This is a genomic window from Candidatus Sysuiplasma jiujiangense (assembly GCA_019721075.1).
GTDB classification, from domain to species: Archaea; Thermoplasmatota; Thermoplasmata; order Sysuiplasmatales; family Sysuiplasmataceae; genus Sysuiplasma; species Sysuiplasma jiujiangense.
In genome coordinates this window covers 1-5,632 of record JAHEAD010000040.1, presented here as the reverse complement: position 1 = coordinate 5,632, position 5,632 = coordinate 1, and the positions used below count along the sequence as shown (strand labels likewise).

At 50.6% G+C, this 5,632-nt stretch carries 6 protein-coding genes; all 6 read right to left on the bottom strand.

What is annotated here, in order from left to right; genetic code table 11:
- On the bottom strand, positions 1 to 1,338 hold a 1,338-nt coding region (locus KIS29_11135; GenBank protein MBX8640878.1), incomplete at its 3' end, for a 3-hydroxyacyl-CoA dehydrogenase.
- Between the two features lie 24 nt (positions 1,339 to 1,362).
- Positions 1,363 to 1,698 carry an SCP2 sterol-binding domain-containing protein gene (locus KIS29_11130; GenBank protein ID MBX8640877.1) on the bottom strand — a complete coding sequence of 112 codons (336 nt, stop codon included), beginning with the start codon at positions 1,696 to 1,698 and terminating at the stop codon, positions 1,363 to 1,365.
- A gap of 178 nt (positions 1,699 to 1,876) precedes the next feature.
- Positions 1,877 to 2,344, bottom strand: coding sequence for a phospholipase (locus KIS29_11125; protein MBX8640876.1), 468 nt, complete (start codon positions 2,342 to 2,344; stop codon positions 1,877 to 1,879).
- Positions 2,345 to 2,501: 157 nt separating this feature from the next.
- Positions 2,502 to 3,902 (bottom strand): hypothetical protein, encoded by a 1,401-nt coding sequence (locus KIS29_11120; protein ID MBX8640875.1) that lies wholly within the window; start codon positions 3,900 to 3,902, stop codon positions 2,502 to 2,504.
- A gap of 88 nt (positions 3,903 to 3,990) precedes the next feature.
- Complete coding sequence (locus KIS29_11115; GenBank protein ID MBX8640874.1) at positions 3,991 to 4,866, bottom strand: glycosyltransferase; 876 nt, start codon at positions 4,864 to 4,866, stop codon at positions 3,991 to 3,993.
- A 198-nt stretch (positions 4,867 to 5,064) separates the two neighbouring features.
- On the bottom strand, positions 5,065 to 5,632 hold a 568-nt coding region (locus KIS29_11110), incomplete at its 5' end, for a hypothetical protein (protein MBX8640873.1).

Here is a 5,632-nt window from a genome sequence, read left to right as displayed (position 1 = left end):
ATCGACGGCCTCCTCCATTCCTGCGAGCACCTCGGCGTCGAGTGTGTTGTGCCGCGGATTGTCTATCGAGATAACAGCTACCTTTCCCTGCCTGCTGACCCTGACCTTGCCGCCTTCATCTGCAGGGTGCGATGTCCCGCTCTCCGCAGTGTTCCTGGCCGGTGCCTCATCCTTCGAAGCACGGATTCTTCCCGCTATTGCCTCCCGCAGTTTTCCCTCCTGAATCGATCGGGCGGGTTTGAAAATGCCGATGCCGAATGTGGAAGAGAGTTTTTCAAGCGATTCCCTGACCTCCGCATTCGAAAGACTCTTTGCAACCGAGATTGGTCCGAAAGGCCTGTTCATTCCAAGTTTCACGGCAGTCTCGATCTCATCCGGGGATGCGACACCCTCCTCAAGCAGCTTCACTGCCTCATTTATTTCCAGAGAGAACAGATCGATGAGCGGCACTCTGTCTGTTGCCTTGGAGCTGTCGATACGGGGCCTACCCGAAGACCAGTCGTAGAAGCCTCTGCCTGTTTTTTTGCCCAGCATTTTCTTTGCATAGAGATCATTGTAGACATGGCATTTCCCGTAGTCCGGTGAAAGCTCGGCCGCATAATAATCGAGCGAATTCTTGACTATGTCGATGCCGACGAAGTCAAGCAGCTCATACGGGCCCATAGGCAAACCCTGCGCCCTGCCGAACGCATCGATCTCCTCAGGAGTGGCAACGCCCTTGTCCTGAAGCAGACCGAAGAACAGAAGGTCCGCAGCATTAATTCTATTGACAATGAAACCGGGCGTATCCCTGCGAACCAGAACCGGTGTCTTTCCGAGCTTTTTCAGCATTGACAGCACTTCTTCTACGACAGCATCGGATGTGCTCTCACCCCTGACCACCTCAACGAGCTTCATTACAACAGGCGGATTGAAAAAATGCATGCCCGCCATCCTTGAGCTGTCTGCAAGATTGCCGGCAAGCGTCGTAATGCGTATGTTCGATGTGTTGCTTGCGATTATCGCGCCGGAAGGCGCGAATTTTTCAGCCTCTTTCAGGACCGAAGCCTTCAGGTCCTCCTTTTCGGGCACGGCCTCTATAATCAGGTGGGCAGCCGACACTGCCTCCTTAATGGATGTGTGCACTGAAATTCTCGCGGCGACATCCGAAGCCTTTTCCTTTATGCTGCCTTTCGCGGAGAGTTTTTCCAGGCTTTCGCCTATCCTCCGAACGGCATTGTCGAGGTATTTCCTATCCACGTCGCAGAGGAAAACACGATATCCGCCGATTGCGAACACCTCTGCAATTCCATGACCCATCTCTCCGGCGCCTATCACCGCTACACTGGAGTTGTCCATCTGCACCACGTTCCCAGAACCCGCTCAGCTCAGCTGATCGAGCACCGAAACAAGTTCCTGCGCCTTCCCGATGTTTCCCGAAACCTTCAGCTTGCCGGTCATGAAAGCACTTATGGCGTTAAGCTTCCCGGTGAGAATGTTCTCCATAACCTCTTCCTTTGAAGAAAGCTTTGTTTCCGCTGACGGATGTTCCCCTTCCTCAACACGGGCGCTGCCGTCCTCGGCGATGGAAAGGAAATATCTTGCTCCCTCCTCAATATTGAACTGGAAAACAGTATTCCAGCCCTGAAGGTCTTTCCTTGCTCTCGGATCTTTATTGATTTTCTCTGTGATTGCCTGTAATGTCTGTAACGAGTTCATGCCTGATAAGGGTCTTGTGACCGATTTATACATTTCCATTATAACAGCGATAAGCCGGATCCGGATGGCTGTAGAATCCGCCGTGTCACATCAGGAAGGGGACTTCCCATGAGTTCTCTGAGTGCCAAACTGCTGCCACAATAAACAGTGCTTAAGCCTGTTGTGGTATGCGCACACCTTAAAGTGCACCGGATGCAAAGGCATATGACATATTCAGCAGCGAAATCACGGTCTGGAGCTCAGCCCCGTTTCTAGGAGCATAGACCATCACTGCGTTGTGCGGGATATATCCCTTCAACGCCATCGGATGGACTTCGCCCCATTCATGGGCAATCACAGATTCGGCAGCATGGTCCGGGAGCATCATATGCATGCTGCCGTCATATAATGGATGAAGATGCGCGAATTCTGTGCCTATCATGAAGCTTTCGGGCGGGCCATGCGCAAATTCTGGTTCCAGTATGAATCCGACAGCTCCGGGAACGGAAATCATGCTCCGCACTGAAACCACATGGGCAAGCGACCGGGCAAAATCAAGTATCTTCGGATGATATTCTGGTGCGATTTTCTGAGTGAGCTGCTGATGCGGATTTGTCTTCGTGGTGACTGGCCTGCCGCCTGGTCTCCGCTGGAGATGGATTTCCATGCTTGAGTTTTTACTCCAATCAGGGATAAAAAGTTACCTCAATGAGCAACGGCATCATACAGTGCATCGTAACCGCAGTAATGGCAATACAGGAAGCCGTTTTCTTTCGAACAACCCTTTGAAACCACTGAGAACATTTAGCGCTGCATGCGCACGGTCAGCCGGCTGCAACGCCGATATTGTTTCCCCAGTCATATGCGAAATAAGCGCCGTCTGAAGCAGTCGGCAGCACCTCCGGGGGTCCAAATTCGTCAGGGGGATAGAACTGGAGAGAAGTCACAGGATAGTAGTAGGTAAAAGAACTGCTCCATTCGAGTTGACCGTCCGAAGCGTTGACAGCCTGAAAGACAACCATTGTACCCGTGACGCTCCTGTTACCTGAATTCGTCCTGACTGACTGTTCGAGCAGCCATTCACCGGACGCAAGCGCAAGCTGCGGAATACCGAGATTCACATTCACACCGTTGAAGCGCTGCGATACCTGCATGCTGCTCCATAGAAGAGAGCCTGTCAAGCTCAGCACGTAGTACGTAAGACCTGGAAAGACCGGAGCTATAAGCATGTTGCCGATCGCACGGACAGAGACGGGAAAACTGGGAACCGCAATATGGCCGACGGTGACATTCAGGTCAATACTGGCAGTTGCGAGATTCAACCCTTTGAGATTGAGATCTGTGCGACCGGCAGAACTGCTGAATTCAGAAATGAAATAGAGCGTTCCGCCGATAAGTTTGCCGTTGACAATATTGATTTGATCAGCGCCAACGGCTGAATAAGGTACGGAGGATACGGTTGCACCAGTGTCTGTATTGAGTGCAATAACGTTCCATGCTGCCAGGACAGTGAATTTGCTGTCTGCAAATGCCAGGCTGCCGTCACTGTATGAAGAAGGCGTTACGGTCAGATTCCTGTACCAACCCGCTACGGCTCCGCTGGAGAACGGAATGGATCCTGCGGCAAGGTAATCGCTCCCGTAACCGGTAAAGGAATAAATCAAGGCATTCCCGGCAAACATGAGATAGCCCGTGATGCCGAACTCCGGCGGCATATGCCTGACAGCTATTCCATCAATGCTTCCGGCTGATGCATTGAACTCAATCACAAAAATAGATGAACCGTTCACTTCCTGAATGCCGTTAACCGTAACGGACGATCCGTAACCGGAGAGCACTAAGTTCCCCGGAATCCATGACAGCTGCGGATTTATGTTTCCTTCCTCACTTACTACCACAGATCTGTTCCACCTGGCAGCACCGCCGTACTCTGACAGTGCCACGACGTTCCAGTGAACAGTATCGGCACCGGAGGAGAGGGATTGCGTGCTATTGGATTCATAGATGATTGTGAATAACGTATTGTCCGAAAGGAGGCTCTGCAGATACGGTGCGCCTGAAGTGTTCATCTGCCAGAGTGCCGGAAACGGTTCCGATGGGGAAGGTCCGTACTTGTATGCCTGACGGTTTGAGTTTCCAAGCGCAACAGCCGCCAGGATACCTGCAGAAACGGCTATGACAGCAACTGCAAGGGCAGCAGTCTTTCTGGAAACGATCTTCGCCATTATCAGACTTTCTCCTTATTGCAGGCGGCTTCCTCAGGACCGCAGACCAGGGATATTCCGAGAGTTGCTAAATAAATTTTACCACTCTTCAGTCGCTGGCATATTTCCTTATGAAAAAATCAATTACGATTCTCGGAATGTATTTTCTCACAGGCAGGTTCATCAGTCTTACACCGACGAGAGTGACAAACATTATTGGTATGACGCGCAAAATCGGCATTCTCGTCCGGTCATCATGCGTCCAGGTCACGGGAACTTCAACGATGCGTTTGCCGCCTCTCCACGCATGATAAAGTATTGCGATATCGAAAGTTCTGTTTGTAACAACTGTCTTCGAAAGCAGTTCGCCGACTATCTCTGTCCTGAATAGCTTGGCTCCGCACTGGGTATCACGCAGGGGAAGGCCAAGCAGGCCGCGAACAAGCACATTGAACAGTCTGCTTGCAATCCTGTTTGGGACGGGTTCCTCCCTGTTCCACCTGCTGCCATCTATCCATCTTGAACCTACAACGCAGTCGTAATCATTCACATAACGAAGCATCGTCTTCAGGCTCTCGGGCGAAAGACTGCCATCCGCGTCAACATAGCCGGTGACATTGTAACTGGCCTTCTTCAGCCCTTCAATGATCGCGCCTCCCTTTCCCAGTTTGGCACTATGCCTGTAACCCAGAACACCTCTCTCCGAATAGCGGGCAACAATTTCAGGTGTATTGTCAGTTCCGTCCATTATTACATTTACTTCATAGGGGAGGCCAATGGACTGCAGTACCTGCAGGTAGGCGTCTAGAGCATTTCCTATTCTGTCCGCTTCATTATATGCCGGGATAACGAGCGAAATTCCTGCCGGCTTTGATTTGAATGAATCAAAAGCCGCGAACATATTGGGCGACTCGGTTGATTCACAGAATTCGGAAAACCTATTTTGGACCGCTCCGACACCGTTCACCGTGACGTATTCCTCCACTAACCGAAATTGGCTGAAAATGCAGTTGGTATACTAAATTTTATGCCACATAGATCTGCTTTTTGGCTGGAAAATGAAAGCTGTTTCGGTTTAGACAGGAATCAGGAACCTGCTGGAAGACAGGTTTGAATAGGCTGCAATGTGCACGGCATTACAGGATATCGCCGTTGCCAGTGAATTTCAGGAGCAAAAGCGTCATCACTTTGAGAGGAATCTTTCAATCTTCCCAGATTCAAGGGCGTTCCTGAATTCCCTAAGATTCAGACAGAGGAGATTTTTCAGTTTCGCCTCTTTGACAACACCCCTGTCCATCCTCTCACCGACGAGAATCCCCGGCATCTTCAGCTTCTTCGCCTTTCTGAGTGTCTGCTCGAGTGCGTCTCTATCCGCATGTGATTTCGTTTCAACGAAAAATTTGAGGCCGTCGCGAACCATCAGATCCACTTCTTCGCCTTCACTCACTGTTCGTGAGGATATTTTCCAGCCTCTCTTTTCGGCAAAGTCCTCGACCCTGTCTGCAACCCTGTTCTCGATTAGCTTGCCAAGTGTATTTCCCAGGGAACTCCGTTCCTTGCTGGCGACCGCAAAGCCATCATGCATCTCCTTGATTAGCGAATCGAATTTCCTGTCATGCTCCGCAAATTTCTTATTTGCAGCATCGAAACCGTCATGCATCTCCTTGATTAGCGAATCGAATTTCCTGTCATGCTCCGCAAATTTCTTATTTGCAGCATCGAAACCGTCATGCATCTCCTTGATTAGCGAA